Source organism: Pseudoflavonifractor sp. BSD2780061688st1 E11, from assembly GCF_005844125.1.
GTDB classification, from domain to species: Bacteria; Bacillota; Clostridia; order Lachnospirales; family Lachnospiraceae; genus Sellimonas; species Sellimonas catena.
The window spans coordinates 76,597-99,637 of the sequence record NZ_SPHM01000008.1; the positions used below are offsets into that span (position 1 = coordinate 76,597).

Annotated in this window: 19 protein-coding genes; 17 read left to right on the forward strand and 2 right to left on the reverse strand. The window is 46.4% G+C overall.

The window, feature by feature from the left end:
- Nucleotides 1-9: 9 nt before the first annotated feature.
- The 16 genes from FGQ85_RS05445 to FGQ85_RS05515 all read left to right on the forward strand — a co-directional run bounded on the left by FGQ85_RS05445 (nt 10) and on the right by FGQ85_RS05515 (nt 17,064).
- Complete coding sequence (locus FGQ85_RS05445; protein WP_138372869.1) at nt 10-2,472, forward strand: homocysteine S-methyltransferase family protein; 2,463 nt, start codon at nt 10-12, stop codon at nt 2,470-2,472.
- An 87-nt stretch (nt 2,473-2,559) separates the two neighbouring features.
- The gene (alaS, locus tag FGQ85_RS05450) at nt 2,560-5,205 is read left to right on the forward strand and encodes an alanine--tRNA ligase (RefSeq protein ID WP_138372870.1); all 2,646 of its coding nucleotides are present in this window, start codon (nt 2,560-2,562) and stop codon (nt 5,203-5,205) included.
- 141 nt (nt 5,206-5,346) lie between these two features.
- Nucleotides 5,347-5,523, forward strand: coding sequence for a 30S ribosomal protein S21 (gene rpsU, locus FGQ85_RS05455; protein ID WP_005603101.1), 177 nt, complete (start codon nt 5,347-5,349; stop codon nt 5,521-5,523).
- Nucleotides 5,524-5,630: 107 nt separating this feature from the next.
- Nucleotides 5,631-5,759, forward strand: a complete 129-nt coding sequence (locus tag FGQ85_RS19110) for a hypothetical protein (RefSeq protein ID WP_347563049.1) — start codon at nt 5,631-5,633, stop codon at nt 5,757-5,759.
- Nucleotides 5,760-5,771: 12 nt separating this feature from the next.
- Nucleotides 5,772-6,305, forward strand: coding sequence for a response regulator transcription factor (locus tag FGQ85_RS05460; protein ID WP_347563051.1), 534 nt, complete (start codon nt 5,772-5,774; stop codon nt 6,303-6,305).
- Nucleotides 6,306-6,394: 89 nt separating this feature from the next.
- Entirely contained in the window at nt 6,395-7,321 is a 927-nt protein-coding gene (locus tag FGQ85_RS05465; RefSeq protein WP_171027891.1) for an ABC transporter ATP-binding protein, read from the forward strand.
- The gene (locus FGQ85_RS05470; RefSeq protein WP_138372871.1) at nt 7,305-8,153 is read left to right on the forward strand and encodes an ABC transporter permease; all 849 of its coding nucleotides are present in this window, start codon (nt 7,305-7,307) and stop codon (nt 8,151-8,153) included. Before FGQ85_RS05465 ends, FGQ85_RS05470 begins: the two co-directional genes overlap by 17 nt.
- Nucleotides 8,154-9,056 (forward strand): HAMP domain-containing sensor histidine kinase, encoded by a 903-nt coding sequence (locus FGQ85_RS05475; protein WP_138372872.1) that lies wholly within the window; start codon nt 8,154-8,156, stop codon nt 9,054-9,056. It begins immediately after the preceding gene.
- A 66-nt stretch (nt 9,057-9,122) separates the two neighbouring features.
- The gene (locus FGQ85_RS05480; RefSeq protein ID WP_347563050.1) at nt 9,123-10,307 is read left to right on the forward strand and encodes a D-alanyl-D-alanine carboxypeptidase family protein; all 1,185 of its coding nucleotides are present in this window, start codon (nt 9,123-9,125) and stop codon (nt 10,305-10,307) included.
- 46 nt (nt 10,308-10,353) lie between these two features.
- On the forward strand, nt 10,354-11,172 hold the full coding sequence (locus FGQ85_RS05485; protein WP_138372873.1) for an HAD-IIA family hydrolase: 819 nt from the start codon (nt 10,354-10,356) through the stop codon (nt 11,170-11,172).
- Complete coding sequence (locus tag FGQ85_RS05490; RefSeq protein ID WP_138372874.1) at nt 11,169-12,068, forward strand: metallophosphoesterase; 900 nt, start codon at nt 11,169-11,171, stop codon at nt 12,066-12,068. Before FGQ85_RS05485 ends, FGQ85_RS05490 begins: the two co-directional genes overlap by 4 nt.
- A 104-nt stretch (nt 12,069-12,172) precedes the next feature.
- Nucleotides 12,173-12,961 carry a segregation/condensation protein A gene (locus FGQ85_RS05495; RefSeq protein ID WP_138372875.1) on the forward strand — a complete coding sequence of 263 codons (789 nt, stop codon included), beginning with the start codon at nt 12,173-12,175 and terminating at the stop codon, nt 12,959-12,961.
- Nucleotides 12,930-13,499 carry an SMC-Scp complex subunit ScpB gene (gene scpB, locus FGQ85_RS05500; protein WP_118635678.1) on the forward strand — a complete coding sequence of 190 codons (570 nt, stop codon included), beginning with the start codon at nt 12,930-12,932 and terminating at the stop codon, nt 13,497-13,499. Before FGQ85_RS05495 ends, scpB begins: the two co-directional genes overlap by 32 nt.
- 104 nt (nt 13,500-13,603) lie before the next feature.
- Nucleotides 13,604-14,635, forward strand: a complete 1,032-nt coding sequence (locus tag FGQ85_RS05505) for a 3-deoxy-7-phosphoheptulonate synthase (protein WP_087167294.1) — start codon at nt 13,604-13,606, stop codon at nt 14,633-14,635.
- 239 nt (nt 14,636-14,874) lie between these two features.
- Nucleotides 14,875-16,098 (forward strand): D-alanyl-D-alanine carboxypeptidase family protein, encoded by a 1,224-nt coding sequence (locus FGQ85_RS05510; RefSeq protein ID WP_087253073.1) that lies wholly within the window; start codon nt 14,875-14,877, stop codon nt 16,096-16,098.
- Between the two features lie 219 nt (nt 16,099-16,317).
- Nucleotides 16,318-17,064, forward strand: a complete 747-nt coding sequence (locus FGQ85_RS05515) for a transposase (RefSeq protein ID WP_162610130.1) — start codon at nt 16,318-16,320, stop codon at nt 17,062-17,064.
- A 71-nt stretch (nt 17,065-17,135) separates the two neighbouring features.
- Here the strand turns inward: FGQ85_RS05515 and FGQ85_RS05520 are convergent, their stop codons facing one another.
- On the reverse strand, nt 17,136-18,926 hold the full coding sequence (locus FGQ85_RS05520; RefSeq protein ID WP_087254885.1) for an aminopeptidase P family protein: 1,791 nt from the start codon (nt 18,924-18,926) through the stop codon (nt 17,136-17,138).
- A 225-nt stretch (nt 18,927-19,151) separates the two neighbouring features.
- Nucleotides 19,152-20,528 (reverse strand): peptide MFS transporter, encoded by a 1,377-nt coding sequence (locus FGQ85_RS05525; RefSeq protein WP_087167290.1) that lies wholly within the window; start codon nt 20,526-20,528, stop codon nt 19,152-19,154.
- 1,066 nt (nt 20,529-21,594) lie between these two features.
- Here FGQ85_RS05525 and FGQ85_RS05530 point away from each other — a divergent pair.
- On the forward strand, nt 21,595-23,031 hold the full coding sequence (locus tag FGQ85_RS05530; RefSeq protein ID WP_138372876.1) for a carboxyl transferase domain-containing protein: 1,437 nt from the start codon (nt 21,595-21,597) through the stop codon (nt 23,029-23,031).
- Nucleotides 23,032-23,041 lie beyond the last annotated feature (10 nt).

Here is a 23,041-nt window from a genome sequence, read left to right on the forward strand (position 1 = left end):
TGACCAGATATGAGAGAGCGGCTTGGAAAAGAGCTCCTGTTTTTAGACGGTGGAATGGGGACACTTTTGCAGGAGAGAGGTTTAAAGCCCGGAGAGCTTCCGGAGACATGGAATCTGAAGAGAAAGGAAGAGATTATCGAGATCCACAGACAGTATTATGAGGCCGGGAGCGACATCGTGCTGTCCAATACTTTTGGGGCCAATGCACTGAAATTTCATGACGAGGACTGTTCTCTGCGGGAGATTATCTTTGCTGCGGTAGACAATGTCAAGACCGCCAGAGCTTTGGCCGGAAAGGATGACGGCAGACATTACGTGGCGCTGGATATCGGGCCGACGGGAAAGCTGCTAGAGCCAATGGGAGATTTGTCCTTTGACGAGGCTTACGAAGCCTTTGCTCAGGCGGCCCGTTACGGAGCCGAGGCAGGGGCGGATCTGATTCACATAGAAACCATGAGCGATACGTACGAAGTCAAAGCTGCAGTTCTTGCGGCAAAAGAGCAGACCGGTATTCCGGTTTTTGCGACATTGATTTTTGATGAAAGAGGAAAACTGCTGACCGGGGGCGATGTGACGGGGACAGTGGCCATGCTGGAAGGACTCGGCGTGGATGCTCTTGGAATCAACTGCGGACTGGGACCGGAGCAGATGCTTCCGATTTTAAAGGAGATCTGCCGACATGCCAGTGTTCCGGTGATTGTAAAGCCGAATGCGGGTCTTCCAAAGCAGAGAGACGGAAAGACATGCTACGATGTGACGCCGGAGATTTTTGCGGGATGGATGAAGCAGCTTGTGGAGACCGGAGCCTGCATCATTGGTGGATGCTGTGGTACGACCCCGGCTCATATCCGGGCCATGACAAAGGCATGCAGGGGTATGCAGATCCAGGTTCCAACGGAAAAAACGGAGACGATTGTTTCCTCCTACGGACAGGCTGTGGTACTTGGCGACTGCCCGGTGATTATTGGAGAGCGGATCAATCCGACCGGAAAGAAACGCTTCAAACAGGCGTTAAAAGAGCATGATATTGATTATATTTTAAAGGAAGGCATCCGCCAGCAGGAGCAGGGAGCCCATATTCTGGACGTCAATGTGGGCCTGCCGGATATTGATGAGCCGGCCATGATGGAGGAAGTTGTAAAGGAGCTTCAGGGCATTACGAGCCTGCCGCTGCAGATTGATACGGTGGATCAAAGAGCCATGGAGCGCGCCATGCGGATTTATAATGGAAAGCCGATGGTCAATTCCGTCAGCGGAAAACAGGAATCCATGGACATGGTCTTCCCGCTTGTGAAAAAATACGGCGGTGTGGTGATCGGCCTTGCACTGGATGAAAACGGAATTCCAAAGACCGCCGAAGGACGTGTGGAAGTGGCCGGAAAGATTATCCGGGAGGCTGCAAAGTACGGAATCAGACCGAAAGACATTGTCATTGATGTGCTGACCATGACTATCAGTTCCGAGCCGGAAGGAGCCATCACGGTGCTTCAGGCACTGGAGATGGTACGGAAGAAATACCATGTCCGCACGGTGCTTGGCGTGTCCAATATTTCCTTCGGGCTTCCGTACCGCCCGGCAGTAAACTCCGTCTTTTATGCCCTTGCCATGCAGAAAGGCCTGACCGCGGGCATCATCAATCCGGGATCCGAAGAGATGATGAAGGCCTACCGTTCCTATCTAGCGTTGATGAACTTTGATAAAAACTGTGAAGCGTATATTGCGGCGTATGCAGATTATAAACCGGCCGGACCGGCCCGGACAGGCAGTCCGGCATCCGGGAAGACAGACAGTGCCGGCGGTGCTTCCGGAACTGGAAACGACCGGAAAACCGGGGAGATGGATCTGCGTTACACCATTGAGCGGGGGCTGAAAGAGGAAGCAGGCCGTCTGGCAAAAGCCCTTGCAGAGACGGAGGAGCCTCTTTCCATTATCAATCAGCATCTGATTCCGGCCCTTGACACGGTGGGAAAACGGTTTGAGCAGGGAACGCTGTTCCTTCCGCAGCTTTTGATGAGTGCGGATGCGGCGAAAGAGGCCTTTGCGGTACTCAAGGATACGATGGAACAAAGCGGCATTGTGCAGGAGAAAAACGGAAAAATCATTCTTGCCACGGTCAAGGGCGACATCCACGATATTGGGAAAAATATCGTCAAAGTGCTGCTGGAAAATTACGGATTTGATGTGATTGACCTGGGAAAAGACGTGGATCCGGAGCGGATCGTGGAAACAGCGGTCAAAGAGGACATCCGCCTGGTGGGATTAAGCGCTCTGATGACAACGACTGTGGTCAATATGGAGGAAACCATCCGGCTGCTCCGAAAAGAAAAGCCGGACTGCCAGGTTATGGTGGGCGGAGCGGTGCTCAATCAGGAGTATGCAGACATGATCGGAGCGGATTTTTACGGGAAAGACGCCATGCAGTCCGTCCATTTTGCGCAGAAAGTCCTGCATTCCGGGGAGAAGGAATCTTGACACCTTCCGTGCAATCCAGTATGATTAATAAGATAAGCAAAAGAAGAGAGAACGCTTGAAATATACAATGAGGAGGCAGACAGCGTCATGCAGACTTATGGAGTCAATGAGTTAAGAAAGATGTTCCTGGACTTTTTCGAGAGCAAAGAACATCTCGTTCACAAAAGTTTTTCCCTGGTGCCGCACAACGATAAGAGTTTGTTGCTCATCAATTCCGGGATGGCACCATTAAAACCATACTTTACCGGACAGGAGATTCCGCCGAGAAGACGGATGGCTACATGCCAGAAATGTATCCGTACCGGTGATATCGAAAACGTAGGAAAGACCGCAAGACACGGTACCTTTTTCGAGATGCTCGGGAACTTTTCCTTCGGAGATTATTTTAAAAGAGAGGCGATCCACTGGTCCTGGGAATTCCTGACCGAAGTGGTAGGACTTGATCCAAACCGCCTGTATCCGTCCGTTTACGTGGATGATCAGGAAGCCTTTGATATCTGGAACAAGGAGATGGGCATCCCGGCAGACCGGATTTACAAGTTTGGAAAAGAAGACAATTTCTGGGAGCACGGTTCCGGACCTTGCGGACCATGTTCCGAGATCTACTATGACCGCGGCGAAAAATACGGCTGCGGCAAACCGGACTGTACAGTAGGCTGTGAGTGCGACCGTTACATGGAAATCTGGAACAACGTATTCACCCAGTTTGATAACGACGGACACGGCAATTACAGCGAACTGGAACAGAAGAATATCGATACCGGAATGGGACTGGAGCGTCTGGCAAGTGTTGTACAGGACGTGGATTCCATTTTTGATATTGATACAATGAAAGCGCTCCGTGACCATGTATGCCGGATTGCGGGCGTGACTTACAAAGAGGATGAGAAGACGGATATTTCCATCCGTGTCATCACAGACCATATCCGTTCCGTGACATTTATGATTTCCGACGGAATCATGCCGTCCAACGAGGGAAGAGGCTACGTGCTTCGACGTCTCCTGCGCCGCGCATGCCGTCACGGAAGAATTCTGAATATCGAAGGAAAATTCTTGTCCGGTCTTTGCGAGACGGTAATCGCCGGATCTAAAGACGGATATCCGGAACTGGAAGAAAAGAAAGATTTCATCCTTAATGTTATCAGCAAAGAGGAAGACCAGTTTAATAAAACCATTGACCAGGGACTTGGTATCCTTGCAGAGATGGAAGCAGAGATGAACGAAAAAGGAGAGAAGATTCTTTCTGGAGACAATGCGTTCAAGCTTTACGACACATATGGATTCCCGCTGGATCTGACAAAAGAGATCCTGGAAGAAAAGGGAATTTCTGTAGACGAGGAAGGATTCCAGAAAGCCATGCAGGTACAGCGGGAGACCGCACGTGCAGCCAGAGGCGTAACAAACTACATGGGAGCAGATGTGACAGTTTATGAGTCCATCGATCCGTCGATCACATCTACCTTTGTTGGATACGAGACACTGACACACAGATCCAAGGTAACAGTGCTGACGACAGAGACCGAACTGACCGATGCGCTGACCGAAGGCGTGGAAGGTACAATTTTTGTAGAAGAGACCCCGTTCTATGCGACAAGCGGTGGACAGAATGCAGACAAAGGTGTGATTACTTCCGAAGATGGAAACTTTGAATTCGTAGTAAAAGACGTAAAGAAACTCCTGGGCGGCAAGATCGCTCATATCGGATATACAGCAAAAGGTATGATCCGTACCGGTGAGACGGTTGTGTTGAAAGTAGATGAGGAGAACAGAAGACTTTCTGCTAGAAACCACAGCGCGACTCATCTGCTTCAGAAGGCACTGCGTACCGTACTTGGAACGCACGTAGAGCAGGCTGGTTCCTACGTGGATGCGGCAAGACTTCGTTTTGACTTTACACATTTCTCCGCACTGACGCCGGAAGAAATCAAAAACGTAGAAGATATCGTAAACAAGGCCATTGCCGATGCACTTCCGGTGAAGGTAGAAAACCTTCCGATCGAAGAGGCAAAAAAGACAGGGGCGCAGGCTTTGTTTGGTGAAAAGTACGGAGAGATCGTCCGCGTTGTCAGCATGGGAGAATTCTCCAAGGAATTTTGCGGTGGAACACACGTGGACAATACTGCATCCATCGGATCCTTCAAGATTGTTTCCGAAGCAGGTGTGGCAGCAGGTGTGCGCCGTATCGAGGCACTGACTTCCAAAGGACTGATGGAATACTATGCAAATCTGGAAATGATTCTTCATGAGGCTTCCAGGGCTTTGAAGACGACACCGGATCATCTGGAAGAGAAGCTCAGCCATCTGCAGGCAGAGAACAAAGAGCTTAGAAGCGAAGTGGAAAGCCTGAAGAGCAAACTGGCAAAGGATGCCATGGGAGATGTCACAGATCAGGCAGAAGTGATCGATGGAATTTCCGTGATCGCAACAAAAGTCGAAGGCGTAGACATGAACGGACTGCGTGATCTCGGCGATCAGTTAAAGGAAAAAGTCGGTGAAGGAGTCATCGTGATCGCATCTGTGACAGACGGAAAAGTCAGCCTGATGGCGACGGCGACAGACGGCGCGGTGAAGAAAGGCGCCCATGCAGGAAACCTGATCAAAGCCATCGCAGGACTGGTCGGCGGAGGCGGCGGCGGACGCCCGAACATGGCACAGGCCGGCGGCAAGAATCCGGATGGCGTGGATGCTGCACTGGAAAAAGCAAGAGAAACCGCAAAGGAACAGCTGGCATAATCCCGCAAAAGCGCGCACAAAGATGCGAAAAACTCCTTGACGGATAAAGAAAATATGGTATAATACTTGTAGTGCAATAAAATACCCGAACAGTCGTATGATGCACAATACAGGACTGGAGGGGAGGTTAGGTGTGAGACTATGTCAAATGTAATCGTTAAAGAAAACGAAAGTTTAGACAGCGCTTTACGCAGATTCAAACGTAACTGCGCAAAAGCTGGTATCCAGCAGGAGATTCGTAAGAGAGAACATTACGAAAAACCAAGCGTAAGACGTAAAAAGAAATCTGAGGCTGCTAGAAAACGTAAATATAACTAAGATGTGCAGAGACAGGATGCCGGAAGGCATCCTGTTTTTTCTATGTTTACAGAAAACTTCGGACGTGCTACGATAGGAAAAGATGAGCCAAAAGGAAGGAAGACAGGATGAATATGATTTTGATTGTGGAAGATGATGTCAATATCAATGAGATGCTGAAAGAAGCGCTGGAAAAGGAAGGATACCGCTGCGTACAGGCATTTTCCGGGACAGAAGGGAGATTTGTGCTTTCGTAGGAACGGCCGGATCTGGTCCTTCTGGATCTGATGCTGCCGGGCATGTCCGGGGAGGCGCTTCTGAAAGAGATCCGTGCAAAAGGGGCCATTCCGGTTATTGTTCTTTCTGCAAAAGACGAGATGGACGAGAAGGTGGATGTTCTCCTTGGCGGTGCGGATGATTATGTGGTCAAACCTTTTGAGATCCGGGAAGTGCTAGCAAGAGTCCAGGTACAGCTCAGAAAAAGTTCCGGCGCAAAAGAAACGAAAGTGCTGGAGCACAATGGACTTCTCCTTGACCGTGAGGAGCACCAGATCTACGTAGACGGGGTGCGTCTGGAAGGAGTGACCAGGCAGGAGTTTTTGATTCTGGAACTGTTTCTTAGCTGGCCCAAAAAAGTATTCAGCAAGGAAGAGATTTTTGAGGCGGCGTGGGAGGAGCCGTTTATGGGTGAAACGAAGGCCATTGATGTGCATATCAGCAATATCAGGAAGAAACTAAAAACAGTATCGGACCGGTCGTTTATCGATACAGTATGGGGAATCGGCTATACACTTTCCAGATGAGATCTTTACGAAGTCTTTACTTTTTATTTGCGAAGGATTTGGAAAGAGAGTGTAAGATGAAAGCAAATAAAAAAAGGAGATGAATAAAAGTGAATCAGACGATAGTCAGAACCCAGGGACTTACAAAACAATACGGGCATCACAGGGCGGTCAGCCGGATCAGCATGCATGTCCGGAAAGGGGCGGTATACGGACTGATCGGACGAAACGGCGCCGGGAAGACAACGTTTTTAAAAATGCTTGCCGGACTTGCATCGCCAAGCAGCGGTGAGATCGAGATATTCGGGCTGAGGGGAAAAGAACTTGCAAATGTACGGTTCCGGATCGGGTGCCTGATCGAGGCACCGGGGATTTACGGAAATTTAAGCGCCTATGATAATCTGGACCTGAAATGCCGTTTTTTCGGAATTCATAAAAAAGGATACATTGAGGAGATTCTGAAAATTGTAGGTCTTTCAGACACGGGAAAGAAAAAAACGAAGCACTTTTCCCTCGGGATGAAACAGAGACTTGGAATCGGCCTTGCTCTGGTAGGCGAGCCGGACCTGCTGCTGCTCGACGAACCGATTAACGGACTGGACCCGCAGGGAATTGTGGAGATCAGAGATACCATCCTGAAACTGAATAAAGAGAAAAATATGACGATTGTGATTTCCAGCCATATTCTGGAGGAACTCTCCAAGATTGCGACGGATTATGGCATTATCCATCACGGGGAACTGATCGAGGAGATTACAAGGGAAGAACTGATGGAGCGCTGCGGCGAGCGGATTGAGATTGCTACGGGAGTGCCGGAACAGATTGTGCCGATACTGGACCGGCTTGGAATTCAGCAGTATCAGATCGTGGATTCCGGCCATGTGTGGGTCTTTGAGAAGATGGACCGGAGCGCATGGTTAAACAGGGAGCTGATTCGTGCCGGGGCGGATATCCGGGAATTGAAGGTGTGCAGCGAGAAGCTGGAGAATTATTATCTGAATCTGACAGGAGGTGCCGGTCATGCTGAATATCATTAAAATGGACTTTTACCGGATGCTGAAATCAAAAAGCCAGTACATTCTCTGGATCTTGCTTACTGTGATGCTGGTTCTCACTACTGCATCCATGCGGGAAGAATATAAGGATCCACAGGCAAGTGCCAATAACTGGGAGACGATGCAGGAAGGAGTAGAAGATACGGCGGAAAATCTTGGCATGTATGTGACAGTGCCGACAGAACCGGGGCAGAAAGCAACGCTCTATGACATGTTTTATGCCAACACGCAGGGGAAAGTGGAAGCGATTTTTATCGTCATTTTTGCCGTTCTCTTTGCAACGGCAGATATTCGGAGCGGATACATTAAAAACATCGGAGGACAGTGCAGGAGGCGGTCGGATCTGGTGATTTCCAAGGCAGTGATTTTATTTCTCTATACGGTACTGACATTTGTGCTTACTTTGGCAGTTCAGGCTCTCTGCAACGCAGTATTTTACGGATATCTGGAGATCGGTCCGGTATCGGAGTTCCTCGGATATATCGGAACCCAGCTGCTGCTGCACTATGCACTGGCTCTGATTGTGATGGGAATTTCGATCCTTATTCTCAATAATATTATCAGCATGACGCTGGCGATCATGCTCTGCATGAATATGACGGTCCTGCTCTGGGGAATGGTCGGAAGAGGTATCCAGACAGTATTTGACAGGACAGTGGACGTTCTTTCTTACACGGTAACGGGATCGATCAGTATACTGCAGCTTCACGGAGATCCGGATCTCCTGATTAAGGCAGCCCTGGTGGCGATTGTCTACGGTACAGTATTCACTGTAGTCAGTGCCATCGTATTTCAAAGAAGGGACATCAGATAAATGGAATGGATCATTGGAATTCTTGCGGCCCTGGTGGCTGTACTTCTTATCATACTGGCAGTATACAAGCGGCAGATACGGGATATCTGCCGCCAGCTGGCGTTTCTGAAAGAATATGACAGCAATCTTCTGATTACAAGGCAGATGGATGCTTTCGGCATCCGGGAACTGACAGATGAACTGAATGAAATGCTGGAACTGCAGAGAGAGCAGCGGCGGAGATATCTGAAAAAAGAGCAGGATATTTCCGATGCTTATACGAATCTTTCCCACGATATCCGGACCCCTTTGACTTCGCTTGATGGATATTTCCAGCTGTTAAGAGACAGCAAAGAGCAGAAAGAACGGGAACGGTATCTAAAAGTGATTCAGGAGCGGATTGTAAGCCTGAAAGAAATGCTGGAAGAGTTGTTCACCTATACAAAACTGAAAAATGAGACCTATGAGCTGAAACTGGAGCCCCTTTATCTGAACCGGATTTTGACCGAGACGGCGTTTTCTTATTATGATGTCTGGGTGGAAAGAGGCATGGAACCGGAGATTGATCTTACCGAGGAGCAGCTGCAGATCGAAGGAAACGAAGCGGGGCTTCGCCGGACGCTCCAGAATATTATCAAAAATGGTCTCGATCATGGAGAGGGGAAGATGAAATTCTCCATGTTCAGGAAAGAGGGCTGGGCTGTGGTGGAGTGTGCCAACTATACGGCCAGGCCGGACGAAATTGATGTAGGGAAAGTATTTGAACGGTTTTATAAGGCGGACGAGGCAAGAAGCAGGACCGCTTCCTCCGGCCTTGGACTTTCCATTGCAAAGGAATTTACTGTACGGATGCACGGAGAGATCCGGGCCTGGCTGAAGGGGAACTGGTTTACGATTCAGCTTCGATTTCCGCTCCTTTCTTGATGGGACAGACATATTTTGGCAGGCAGAATCCTACAATGTAATAAATGCCAGATGAAGAGGTAAGAAGTGAAAAAGTGGATAGCAATGCTGATGGCGTCGGTCCTGTTCTGCATTTCAGGGAGTATGGCCGTCATGGCAGAAGAAGAGACAGGAGGAGAAAGTGCGGGAAGTGTGACCGTCACGGCTCCTTCTGTTTTTTTGATGGAGGCGTCAACGGGAAAAGTATTGTATGAAAAAGACGCGGATACCAGAAGACCGCCGGCCAGTGTGACCAAAGTCATGACGATTCTTTTGATTTACGACGCCCTTTCGGCAGGGAAAATTCACAAAGAAGATGTGGTGCCCACCTCGGAGTATGCCGCTTCCATGGGAGGCAGCCAGGTGTTTCTGGAAGCAGGAGAAGAACAGACGGTGGATACCTTGCTGAAATGTATCGTTGTATCCAGTGCCAATGATGCCTGTGTCGCCATGGCAGAATACATTTCCGGCACAGAGGAGGCGTTTGTGCAGCAGATGAATGAACGGGCCAAAGGTCTCGGGATGGAGAATACAGTGTTTAAAAACTGTAACGGCCTGGATACGGACGGTCATGTGACGACAGCCAGAGATATTGCACTGATGTCACGGGAACTGATTACAAAATATCCGGATGTGTACGAGTATACGAAAATCTGGATGGATACCATCGTACATAAAACGAAAAAGGGCGAGGAAGAGTTTGGCCTTTCCAATACGAATAAGCTGATCCGACAGTACTCCTATGCCACCGGGCTGAAGACAGGATCCACAGGAGAGGCAAAATTCTGTTTGAGTGCCACCGCACAGAAAGATGGAATTGATCTGATTGCCGTTATTATGGCGGCGCCGGACGTAAAGACACGGTTTGCAGATGCTCAGACACTGCTGAATTATGGATTCTCCATCTGCCGGAAGTACGAGGATCCGGACTGGGAGTCCGTGCAAAAAACGGTAAAAGTGGAACGTGGAGAAGAGGATCAGGTAAAGGTCGTGCAGAAGAGCGGTTTCTCTTATCTCGACGTCAGCGGAGCAGATTTAAGCGGAGTAGAAAAGAAAGTGGTGCCAAAGGCCTCTTTAAAAGCTCCGGTGAAGAAAGGACAGAAGGCTGGAACGGTACAGTATCTGCTGAACGGGGAGAAGATCGGAGAAGTGGAGCTGGCTGCGGCGGACGATGTGCCGGCCATGTCGCTAAAACACGCAATCGAAGATGTTTTGGACAGCTTTTCGTTGTAAAAGGAAGAGAAAAATTATATAATGTCTAGGAAAAGGAGCCAAAAGCATGTTAAAAGAAAAAAAGTATTTTTTATTTGATATTGACGGAACGCTGGCTGTCGGAGAGACATTATATGACGGAACCAAAGAGTTGCTGGAATGGATTGAAAGAAAAGGCGGCCGGAGTTTCTATATCACAAACAATTCTACAAAGAGCAGGAAAGACTATGTTGACAAATTTGCAAGATGGGGCATCGAAGCTTCGGAGGAGCAGTTTATGACTGCTTCCTACGCGGCATGCCTTTATATGAAAGAACACTATGCGGGGAAGAAGGTGTTTGTACTTGGGACACCTTCTTTCGTGGAAGAACTGAAAGGATTCGGAGTGCAGGTGACGGAAGAGGCAGAGCAGGATGTGACCTGTGTTCTTGCCGGGTTTGACGATACACTTCGGTATGAAAAACTGGAAAAAGCGTGTAAACTGCTGTTCCGGGAGGAAGTGGATTTCCTCGGAACCAATCCGGATCTGAGGTGTCCTGCACCTTTCGGATTCATTCCGGACTGTGGTGCTATCTGCGGGATGATCCGTGATACCGTCGGTCGTGAGCCGCACTTTATCGGTAAACCAAACCGGGTAATTGCGGATCTGTGTGCAAAGCAGTGCCGGGGATCTTCGGAAGAGTTCCTTGTTGTAGGGGACCGGCTTTACACCGATATCGCCTGCGGCATCAATGCCGGAATGGAGACGGCGGTTGTCTACACCGGAGAAGCCGATGAGGAGGAAGTGCGGACAAGCATCTGGAAGCCGGACTATTGTTTTGACACGATCCGTGACCTGTACGAGGCAGTTAAAGCAGCGGCAGAAACGGGGGAAAAGGCAGAATGATAACCGTTATCGTGTGTCTTTTCTTTCTTGCGCTTCTGGTGCTTTTGAGAATTTTTTATGAAAACCATACCTTTGTAGTAACACGCTATGATGTGGATTACGGGACCAATGGCACAGGAGATGACTGGAAGATTGTTTTTTTAAGTGACCTTCACAATCAGGAATACGGAGAAGGCAATGAAAAACTGCTCCGCGCAGTACGTGACGAGAAGCCGGATCTGATCCTTGTTGGAGGGGACATGCTGATCCGAAGTACCGGTGAAAAATCGGAGAAGGCGGCATGCTTTATGGAACAGCTTCCGTCCATCGCTCCGGTTTACTGTGCCAATGGAAATCATGAGCAGAAGATGAAAGAGTGCGAGGAAGAATATGGAAAGGCCTATCAGAATTATAAAAAAAGGCTGGTCGACGCCGGAATTCATATGCTCGAAAATGAAGCCTGCACCCTGAAGCTTGGAGGACAGAATGTACAGATCGGAGGACTCGAAATTCCGGTTTCCTTTTTTGCCAAGCAGGTTCCATGGAAACACTATGATTCCTTTTGTGATGAGAGTCCGGAACAGTTGATGCCGGAACAGTTTGACATGCGTCCGGTCAAAGACGGAGGTCCGTATAAGATTCTGCTGGCTCATCAGGCACTTTATGCGGAAACCTACGCGGACTGGGGAATGAACCTTGTCCTGTGCGGACACCTTCACGGCGGAGTCGTACGCCTTCCCGGGATCGGCGGAATCATTTCACCGCAGCTGACATTATTTCCAAAATATTCGGGAGAACATTCCAGGCGCGGCGAGAGTGATATCATTGTCAGCAAAGGACTGGGAGGACACAGCATCCCGATCCGCTTGTTTGACCGGGCGGAAGTGGTTGTAATCTGCGGACGGCAGGAAAAATAGCAGCGTGTGGGAAACTGCGGGAAGGGAGCGGAATCTCTTGAGAAAAGAAGCAGGATCATGTATAATAAAACGGTTAGACGAAGCGTAGAGAAAGAAGGAACCAAATGGGCATACCGGTAAAGCTTCCGGTGTTTGAGGGGCCGCTGGACCTGCTCCTGCACCTGATTGATAAAAATAAAATAGATATTTATGATATCCCGATTGTAGAGATTACCAACCAGTACATGGAATATATCCGGCAGATGGAACGGGAGGATCTGAATGTCATGAGCGAGTTTCTCGTGATGGCGGCGACTCTTCTGGATATCAAATGCAGAATGCTTCTTCCAAAAGAAGTCAACGAAGAAGGAGAGGAAGAAGATCCAAGACAGGAGCTGGTAGAACAGCTTTTGCAGTATAAGATGTACAAGTATATGTCATATGAACTGCGGGACCGGGAAGTATTAGGCGAAAGGCGGATGTACCGGGAAGCGGATCTTCCGAAAGAGGTGGCCGAGTACACACCACCGGTAAATCTGGACGAGCTGATCGGGGATCTGACCCTGACCCGGTTAAACGAGATTTTTCAGGAAGTCATGCGCCGTCAGAACGATAAGATTGACCCGGTCAGAAGCCGGTTTGGCAAGATTGAAAAAGAAGAAGTAACACTCCCGGAGAAGATGGAATACATTTCAGAATATACAAGGACACACCGGTCATTTAAGTTCCGTGATCTGCTGATGAAACAGTCATCGAAAGTACAGGTTATCGTGACCTTTCTTGCAGTACTGGAGATGATGAAAGCCGGGAAGATCACTGCAAGTCAGGAAGAAACATTCGGGGACATTTTGATTCTGTCCACAGATGAGGAGGAAGAGGACAATGGAGATACGGAAACTGGAAGGGATCATTGAGGCCATCCTCTTTACCATGGGAGGAGCAGTGGAATTCTCACGCATTGCAAAAGCGGTAGAAGAGCCGGAAGAGCGGATTAAAGAGGCGGTTTCATCCATGCAGAAACGATACGAAGAAGAAGACAGAGGAATCAGCATTATTGAACTGGAAGATTCCTGCCAGATGTGCACAAAACCCGAGGCTTATGAGTATTTGATCCGCATTGCAAAACAGCCGAAAAAGCAGGTGCTCAGCGATGTTCTTCTGGAGACACTTTCCATCATTGCGTATAAACAGCCGGTTACCAAAATTGAAATTGAAAAGATCCGCGGCGTCAAGTCCGATCACGCAGTCAACAAATTGGTAGAATATAACCTCGTCTGTGAAGTTGGAAGACTGGACGCGCCGGGAAGGCCGCTTCTTTTCGGAACGACAGAAGAATTTTTAAGAAGATTCAGCGTACAGAAACTGGAGGATCTGCCGGGCATCGATCCGGATCAGATGGAACAGTTTAAAGAAGAGGCAGAGGATGAAGCGGAGATCAAGCTGCATGTATGATAATTGCAAACGGGCAATTTGATTGAAACTGTACAGAGCAAACAGAGATCAGGCAAATTTAGAGAAGACAGCAAAAGATAGAAAAAAAGAAAGAGGACAAGATTATGGCAATGAAGATACAGGCCAGACTTCCGGAGCCGGAAGAGCTGAAACAAAAATATCCTATGTCTGCGGACATGAAAAAAATCAAAGAAGAACGGGATGGAGAGATTCAGAATGTATTCACCGGGTATTCCGATAAATTTCTCGTTATCATCGGACCATGCTCCGCAGATAACGAAGATGCAGTCTGCGAATATGTAGAACGGCTCGCCCGACTCAACGAAGAAGTCAAAGACAAACTGATTCTGATTCCGAGGATCTATACGAACAAACCAAGAACAACAGGAGAAGGATACAAAGGCATGCTGCATCAGCCGGAACCGGACAAAGAGCCAAACCTTCTGGAAGGCTTGATCGCTATCCGGAAACTTCATCTGCATTCCATCGAAGTCAGCGGACTCACCGGAGCCGACGAAATGCTTTATCCGGAAAACAGAAGCTACCTCGATGACATTCTCTCCTATGAGGCTGTAGGAGCAAGATCTGTTGAAAATCAGCAGCACCGATTGACGGCAAGCGGCATGGATATCCCGGTAGGAATGAAAAATCCGACCAGCGGCGATCTTTCTGTTATGCTCAACTCTATCAAAGCAGCACAAGGCGCCCACCAGTTTATCTACCGGACACTCGATGTCACCACCAGCGGCAATCCACTCGCACACGCCATTCTCCGCGGCGGCGTAGACAAATACGGAACCTGCATACCAAACTACCACTATGAAGACCTTTACCGGCTCAGCGCAATGTACAAAACATCCAGACTCAAAAACCCGGCAGTCATCGTAGACGCAAACCACTCTAACTCAAACAAACAATACAAAGAACAGATCCGTATTGTCAGCGAAGTCCTGCATAGCAGAAATTATAACACCGATCTCAAAAAACTCATCAAAGGAGTCATGATCGAAAGCTATCTCATCGAAGGCCGCCAGGAAATCACCGACAACCGCACCTACGGACAGTCCATTACCGATCCATGCATCGGATGGGACGATACCGAAAAACTCGTCAAAAAAATCGCAGAAGAATGTTAAAATTTTTATTTTTCAACGTTTCAACGGGGACGTGTTCCGATGCACCGGAACACGTCCCCGTTGAAAAAATTATGAACAAAATGAGTAGCAAACCTTACATGAATATTACGGTAAAAGAACATTTTTGGAATAAAGGTGTCTGAATTTTCATAGAGTTGTCTTAGAAAGTTTGATCTGGGAGTGGTCTGTTGAAAATGAGGAGTTGTAGACGGTTGAAGTGGAAGGCCGGAGTAATTTTTATGATAGGTGTACTTTGTATTAGTGTTGGTTTTCCGGTGTTGCAGGTACAGGCGGAAGAAGAAGCTCAGGTGGATAATTTGCAATTATATGCACAGTCAGCTGTTCTCATGGATGGTGAAAGTGGACGGATACTGTTTGAAAAAGACGGTGGGGAAGAGCGTCCAATGGCAAGTACAACGAAGATTATGACCTGTATTCTTGCATTGGAAACAGCAAATCTTAACGATATTGTAACAGTTTCGAAAGAAGCAGCAAGACAGCCGGAAGTGCATCTTGGGATGAAGGAAGGCGATCAATTTTATATGGAAGATCTCCTGTACTCAATTATGCTGGAGTCTCACAATGACAGTGCGTGGGCAGTGGCGGAGCATATTTCAGGAACTGTGGATGAGTTTACAAGTCTGATGGATCAGAAAGCAAAAAAACTGGGGTGCAACCACACGAATTTTGTGACACCAAACGGGCTGGATGGAAAAGACGAAGACGGAATTCATCATACAACGGCGAAAGATTTGGCGAGAATTATGAGGTATTGCATTATGGAATCGCCACAAAAGGAAGCGTTTTTGCGGATCACACAGACAAAGACAAAAACATTTCAGGATACCACAGGGAAGAAACAATTCACATGCAGCAATCATAATGCATTTCTGGATATGATGGAAGGCGCACTAACCGGGAAAACCGGATTTACCGGAGAAGCAGGATACTGTTATGCGGGAGCGGTAAGACAGGGAGACAAAACACTGATCGTAACACTTCTTGCCTGCGGATGGCCGAATAACAAAAATTATAAATGGGATGATATGAAGAAACTGGTGCAGTACGGGCTCGACCAGTACGAATACCGCCAATATTGGGAGGAAGCACTGCAAAATGGCGAAATACGACTTCTGGAGGCAGGAAAAGAAAAAGAAGTGAAGGATTCAACACCACAGGATGGAAATTTATACAATGATGGAACTGTGAATGCATTCCTGAATATTTCTGCAACAGACAGGCAAAAACGGATTCTGATGAAAAAGACAGAAACGATCGAAATCCAGATCCAGGAGCAAGATACGATCCAGGCCCCGGTAGAAAAAAAACAAAAACTCGGAGAAGTAACCCTTCTACTAAACGGAGAAGTTCTTGAACAAAAAAATATCATCAGCGGAGACCAAATTTCCAGAAAAGACCTGCTCTGGACCTACCGACAGATCTGGAAAACCTATGCACTGTAAATACACATAAGCAGTCGTCGAAATATACATAAAAAGAATAAGAAACAGTGGCACACTTCTATAAAAAAGAGTATAATATTTTTGGGGACGTGTTCCGGCGTATCGGAACCTGTCCCCGATGAAAAAAATCTGAAATCATATCTTTTAGTTTCTTTTTTCTAAATTGTATCTTATTTATTTTCAATTTTTAATTTGAAATTTACAGAACGGAGTGATGAATTGCCAAGAAATGGTAGAAGAAAATCTTCTTCGGATTTTTATCATGTAATCATCCGGGGAATCAATCGAGAACGCATTTTTGAAACAAATCGACATAAAGAAAAGTTGACAAAGTATTTAAAAGAGAAGGAAGTAGAGACGGTGGAAATCTATGCGTACTGTATTATGTCGAATCATTTACACCTTCTCCTGCACGGACCACTGAAAGAGATTTCTGAGTACATGAAAGCTGTGCAGACGGCTTATGCATTGTATTACAACCGAAAGATGGAAAGAAATGGACATGTATTTCAAAACAGATTTAAAAGTTTCCCAATTGAAAGTGAAGAATATCTCTGGCAGTGTTTCTATTATATCCACTTAAATCCAGTCAAAGCAAAGATTACAGGAAAAATGAACCGATATCAATACAGCAGCGCCCAAGAATACATTTATGAAAAAAAGGGGCTTATTCGCGAAAACGCACGTCAGTTTATTAAAAGTGGACAGATGACTTATTCAGCAGAAAGAGTGATTCCTCAACTTGAAGAAGTTTATATAGAAGATTTGCCGGAAGATACCAAAGAACAGAAAGAAAGGATATTTCGGAAATGGATAGAAATCTATTTGGAAGAACATCCAGATTTACAGTTCTGGGATTTGCAAAAATTACCTGAGAATCGAAAAGATTTTGCAGAAACGATGCTGGATCCCAGAGTTATGTCGAGAAAAGAATTGCTTAGAAGACTCGATAAATTCAGACAATAGCATCGAGAGGTGGTTTTTTAACACATTGGGGACGTGCTCCGATGCGTCGGAACACGTCCCCCGATTTCAAATTAGATCTCTCTTGTATATGTTTTGAGCCATTCTTTTTCTTCGTCTGTTAAGTGTGGAGAAATTTTTTCATATACTTGTTTGTGGTAGTTATTGAGCCATTCTCTTTCTGTTTTGGACAGGTATTCCGGATCGATTCCATCGAGGTCGATTGGTGCGAAAGTAATGGTTTCAAAGTACATGAACTGTCCGTATTTGTTTTTGGTTCCTTTTCTGACGATGAATTCGTTTTCGGTACGGATTCCGAATTTGCCGTCTTCGTAGATTCCCGGTTCGTCAGTGATAACCATGCCTTCTTCGAGCTGGTGGTGTTCGTTCTTGCTCGGTACGACATACCAGCGGAAGCCTGTCGGTGGTTCGTGAATATTTGCAAGGTATCCTACGCCATGGCCGGTGCCACACTGAAAATCAAGATCCAGTTCCCAGATTGGTCCTCTTGCAAGGACGTCAAGATTGTATCCGTAACATCCGTAGAGGAATTTTGCTCTCGCAAGATTCATCATGGCACGTACAACAGCGGTATAGTATTTTTTCATTTCATCGCTGACAGAACCGAGTACAAAAGTACGGGTGATGTCTGTGGATCCTTCATAGTAACCGCCGCCTGTATCATTGAGGAAGAATCCGCCTTCCTTGAGTTGTACATCACTTTCTTCAGATGGTGAATAATGCATCATGGCTGCGTGGTCGCCGAATGCGCAAAGAGGTTCGAAACTGTCACGGATGTAGCCTTCCTGTTCAGCGCGCAGGGATGTAAGTTTTGCAGCGGAACTTAATTCTGTGATAACCTCTTTATCGTAGCGTGTTTTGATCCAGTGCATGAATTTTGTGATTGCCACACCGTCCTTGATATGAGCTTCTTTGATATTTTCAAGTTCAACCGGGTTTTTCATGGCTTTCATGAGGATAGTCGGGTTTGCGCATTCTACAATTTTGCAAGGAATGTTTTTGTAAAGTGCATAATTCATTTTCATCGGATCGATCATAGCGACTTCATCTGCAGAAAGTGTTTTGATATCTTCGTAAATGTCATTGTATGGATGAATATTTACATTGTTCTTTGCAAATTCTGCATGGATCTGTTCGTTTAATTTACTGTCGTCCACATAGAGTTCTACACTGTCCATTTTTACAATGGCGTAGGAGAGCAGAAGCGGGAAGAAATCGATATCGTCCCCACGGACATTTAACAGCCAGCAGATATCATCGAGCGATGCAATCACATGTGCGGTAGCACCCTGTTCGGACATTGCTTTTCTCACGCGCTCCAGTTTGGAAGAGGTACTTTCTCCGGAATATTTTTCTTCAAGGAAAAATGCCGGTTTGTCTGAAAGAGGCGGGCGATCTTCCCAGATCGAGTCGATCAGATCTTCCATATAATCGATACGAATTCCTTTGGAAGCAAGTGCTTCTTCATACTCCTGACCTTCTCCCATGGAAAGTACACGTCCGTCAAATGCGACAGTGCCTCCCTCCGGAACATAGGAAGCAAGCCATTCTGTAACAGAAGGTGTATCGCCTACAAACATCTTCATCAGGCGGATACCGCTTCCTTTCATTTCGTTTTCAGCCTGGAAGAAATATCTTCCGTCTGTCCAGAGTCCGGCATCGTCCTTTCCGATGACAGCAGTACCGTAGGAACCACTGAATCCTGTAATAAATTTTCTTGCTTTGAAGTGCTCGCCTACATATTCGCTTTGGTGAAAATCAGCAGTCGGAACAACATATGCGTCAATTCCTTTTTCTGCCATCAGTGCACGAAGTCTGGCGATTCTGTCTGCTACAACAGTCATGAGAAAAACCTCCTTTTTATCTGAAATAATTTTAGCTATAAATATTTTATCACTATTGGTGCTTAAGTTCAAATCTTATATGGAAGAAATTGTAAAAAATGTACAAAAAACATAGAAAATGATATAACAAAACCGGCATGACAAAAGTCATGCCGGTCTGTGGAAAACAGATTGTTTTCTAAGGAATCACACACAATCAATATGTGGAAATCCTTTGGTTTTCAATTATTTTTCATCAGCCAGTTTATCCAGCTTGCCGCTGAATGCGTACAGCAGAACACCACAGATGATAACAACTGCAGCAATGATGCTGTAGTACAGGTTGAAGTTACCAGCTCTTGAACCAGCATCGAGAGCACCGTACAGGTTCGGGTAAATCAGTGTAGCGATAAATACAGCGATTGGCCAGAATCCTAACAGGAATCCCATCAGTTTTGCCGGTGCGAACATGGAAATAAAGGAGTTTCCAAGTGGTGAGAAAATCATTTCACCAACGGACATTAATAATGCGATCAAGATTACCCAGAACCATGAGCACTGTCCGTCGCCACGAATTACGTTAGCTACAACCATAGCTACGTAGGAAAGACCTACTAAGAAGATACCGATAGCTGTCTTCTTGAACATGGACATATCGCCCTGCGGTCTTGCTGCCATTTTAGCCCATACAACAGCGAATACAGGTCCCAGAACGATACATGTCAGAGCGTTCAGAGAGTCAAAGTAGGATGTCTGCGGAATCTGCCATCCGAACAGGCTCCAGTCAGCCCAGTTCAGGAATTCGGAGCTGTCGCCGAATCCGAAGTAGTAGTATACTACGTTGTAGGACATATACCATGCAATCCAGAAAATAGCAGAGAAAAGTGTAACGATTACGATAGCAACAATACGTTTTTTGTCGCCGGATGTAAGCGGTTTGTTTTCTTCTGCGGATTTCTTCTCTTTGTCAACGAAAGATCTCTGGTCTTTCTTGAATGGCTGTTTACCCTTGTCACCAAGAGATTTGCCATTAGCAAGGAACCAAACTGCATCGATGAGCAGAAGAGCACCAGCGATAAGCAGCAGGAACTGATATCCCTGAGAATCTGCAAGCAGTACTACGAATGTCGTTCCGATGAAAGAACCGATATTAACGAAAGAGTACTGTACAGAGAATGCTGAGTTCAGTTCATCCTGATCATCAAACATCAAACTGTTGACACCGGATAAGTTACCTTTGAATAAACCTGTACCAACAGATACAAAGATAATCATTACCCATACAAGTGTCATGTTGCTTGCCTGCCATCCGATAAGGTAGCCGACACCCATAAGAATCATACCAAGAACTACGCAAAGTCTCGGGCTTACCCAGTAGTCAGCGAGGTAACCGCCGATCATAGGAGTAATGTAAGTAAATGCTACGAAATAAGCGGAAACCTGACCTGCTTCTACAGAAGAAAGTCCCATACCACCCATTGAACTTGTTGTTTCCGTAGCCAGCCAAATAGCAAGAAGCCATTTAACTGTGTAGAATGCACATCTTTCAAATGTGAATCCCAGAGCACAAGCGTAGAAACCAAAAGGATAACCTTTCTTGGATTTAGTAGCTGTGTTTCCCATAGTCAAAACCCTCCAATTTAATTTTTGATTTCTCATACGTAAATCATCCAAGTCATTTTCTTCCCTATATTAATTAAGAAAGAAAACTTACTCAACATACCAAAGTGTGATGAGCTGTCTAATTGAAACAGACACTTTCTGATGCAGCAGATCATGCCGGACTCAGTCAGACAAAAGCGGCCTTTCGGCCAGGTGTCTTTTACAGATTATGAAATCCATTTCCATAATATACCGGCTGGAAAAGACTATGTAAAGGAATATAGTTCGCAAAAGAACAACATCTAAGACAGAATGAACAACTGCCGGAAGCAGAAGTCAGGGAATGGTCTGCCTTGTAGTCTCTGCCTTCATGAAAAGAAGACAATCTGGCAAAAACGGAAGAGGAATTCTCCCTTTTCTTGTTCCGGATGGTGAGCTTTCCTGATTTTATCTGCGGAGACAGACAAAAATATGTCAAAGACTGGATATTCCGCAAAAATAAAATCCGGTCATTTCAGGCATCTGGAACAATATCCGCTATCTGACAGAGAACGGTACTGCACTAGCCGCACACTGAAAGATGCTCCCTTTCGGGAAAGTAAGACAGAAGCGGGAAACTGCCCCGGCCGGCACCGGAAAACCGCATCTTTTCTGACTTGGAAGAAAACATGACGCTTCCGGGTTTTCCTGAATCTGTATTACTGCTTATGCCATAAAAAAGACAAAAGATGTCATTTCCCTTGGTATTCCTTTATAACATTATGACATCCCTGTAATGGCTATTTTAGCACAGTTTCCGTGTCGACACAATGAATTTTTTGTAACACAGTCCAAAATTATTAAATTTTCATAAAAAAAAGACAGATAAAGAAAGAAACTAAAAATTATATTGGGCCAAGTGTAGAAAAAGCTTGAAATATGCTGAAAAAACATTAATACGTTAATATGATAACGCAATATACGAGTGAAAAAATATGTCAAAAATTTCACATAAACTCTTGAAAAAGGATATTAGAAAAAGTATAATATAATTGGCTAAAATTTGGTTTAACTTTTAGGAATATATCACAAATGGAGGGCTAGGTTTATGAGTAATGAAGCAGCAAAAACGCCGGCAGTTTTCAGAATTTCAGAATTACTGGATGCCGGCAGCTTTGTTGAGATCGGTGGCGCTGTCACAGCCAGGAACACGGATTTCAACATGCAGGAAAGCAAGGTTCCGGGAGATGGCGTGATCACCGGATATGGAGTCATTGACGGCAGTCTGGTCTATGTGTACAGCCAGGATGCATCGGTACTCGGCGGAGCAGTCGGAGAGATGCACGCAAAGAAGATTACAGGCCTTTATGACATGGCGATGAAAATGGGGGCACCGGTGATCGGCCTGATTGACTGTGCAGGACTCAGGCTTCAGGAAGGAACAGACGCATTGCAGGCGTTTGGCAGTATTTATGCGAAACAGGCACTCGCTTCAGGAGTGATCCCGCAGATTACTGCTGTATTTGGTACCTGCGGCGGTGGAGCTGCAATCCTTTCCGGACTTTCCGATTTCACATTCATGGAAGAAAAAGGAAAGCTTTTTGTTAATTCCCCGAATGCGATCCCGGGCAATCACATTGAAAAATGCGACACGTCCGGTGCGGCGTTTCAGACAGAGGAGGCCGGTAATGTAGATTTCCTTGGAACAGAAAGTGAAATCCTGTCCGGTATCCGGGAGTTGATCTGTATGCTTCCTGCAAACAATGAGGACAACGATTCTTATGAAGAATGCACCGACGACCTGAACCGGTTATGCGCGGGAATTGAAAATGGAGCCGATGACGCTGCCCTCGTGTTATCGATGATCGCTGATGATCAGAAATTTATAGAAGTAAAGGCAGGGTACGCAAAAGAAATGGTGACCGGTTTTGTCCGGATGAACGGACTGACGGTCGGAGCTGTTGCGAACCGTTCCAAAGTATACGATGAAGAAGGCAAAGTACAGCAGGAGTTTGACGGCTCTCTTTCTGCAAAAGGATGCCGGAAAGCAGCTGATTTTGTGACATTCTGCGATGCATTTGAGATTCCGGTTCTGACACTGACAGATGTCAATGGATTCAAGGCATCAAAATGCAGTGAGAAAACACTTGCAAGAGAAGCGGCAAAACTGGTCTACGCATTTGCGAATGCAACGGTGCCGAAGGTGAATGTTATGACAGGTAAAGCGATTGGAAGCGGTTACCTTGTAATGAACAGCAAGGCACTTGGAGCTGACATGGTTTATGCATGGCCGGATGCCGAAATCGGAGCAATGGAAGCAGGTCTTGCGGCAAAGATCATGTATCCTGACGTGTCTGCGGATGAGAGAAAGGAAAAAGAAGATCAGTACCGCAGTCTGCAGGAAAGCGCGGCATCTGCGGCGGCAAGAGGATATGTGGATACAGTGATCCGTCCGGAAGATACAAGAAAGTATGTGATCGGAGCTCTGGAGATGCTGTTCACAAAAAGAGAGGACCGTCCGTCCAAAAAGCACGGAACGGTATAGAGAGGTGAGA

Excerpts from the sequence above, each read along its gene's own strand:
- rpsU (WP_005603101.1), top strand. The coding sequence starts at position 5,347 with ATGTCAAATGTAATCGTTAAAGAAAACGAAAGTTTAGACAGCGCTTTA.
- alaS (WP_138372870.1), top strand. The coding sequence starts at position 2,560 with ATGCAGACTTATGGAGTCAATGAGTTAAGAAAGATGTTCCTGGACTTT.
- FGQ85_RS05505 (WP_087167294.1), top strand. The coding sequence starts at position 13,604 with ATGGCAATGAAGATACAGGCCAGACTTCCGGAGCCGGAAGAGCTGAAA.
- FGQ85_RS05525 (WP_087167290.1), bottom strand. The coding sequence starts at position 20,528 with ATGGGAAACACAGCTACTAAATCCAAGAAAGGTTATCCTTTTGGTTTC.
- FGQ85_RS05510 (WP_087253073.1), top strand. The coding sequence starts at position 14,875 with ATGATAGGTGTACTTTGTATTAGTGTTGGTTTTCCGGTGTTGCAGGTA.
- FGQ85_RS05520 (WP_087254885.1), bottom strand. The coding sequence starts at position 18,926 with ATGACTGTTGTAGCAGACAGAATCGCCAGACTTCGTGCACTGATGGCA.
- FGQ85_RS05475 (WP_138372872.1), top strand. The coding sequence starts at position 8,154 with ATGGAATGGATCATTGGAATTCTTGCGGCCCTGGTGGCTGTACTTCTT.
- FGQ85_RS05470 (WP_138372871.1), top strand. The coding sequence starts at position 7,305 with ATGCTGAATATCATTAAAATGGACTTTTACCGGATGCTGAAATCAAAA.
- FGQ85_RS05445 (WP_138372869.1), top strand. The coding sequence starts at position 10 with ATGAGAGAGCGGCTTGGAAAAGAGCTCCTGTTTTTAGACGGTGGAATG.
- FGQ85_RS05485 (WP_138372873.1), top strand. The coding sequence starts at position 10,354 with ATGTTAAAAGAAAAAAAGTATTTTTTATTTGATATTGACGGAACGCTG.
- FGQ85_RS05495 (WP_138372875.1), top strand. The coding sequence starts at position 12,173 with ATGGGCATACCGGTAAAGCTTCCGGTGTTTGAGGGGCCGCTGGACCTG.
- scpB (WP_118635678.1), top strand. The coding sequence starts at position 12,930 with ATGGAGATACGGAAACTGGAAGGGATCATTGAGGCCATCCTCTTTACC.
- FGQ85_RS05490 (WP_138372874.1), top strand. The coding sequence starts at position 11,169 with ATGATAACCGTTATCGTGTGTCTTTTCTTTCTTGCGCTTCTGGTGCTT.
- FGQ85_RS05530 (WP_138372876.1), top strand. The coding sequence starts at position 21,595 with ATGAGTAATGAAGCAGCAAAAACGCCGGCAGTTTTCAGAATTTCAGAA.
- FGQ85_RS19110 (WP_347563049.1), top strand. The coding sequence starts at position 5,631 with ATGAATATGATTTTGATTGTGGAAGATGATGTCAATATCAATGAGATG.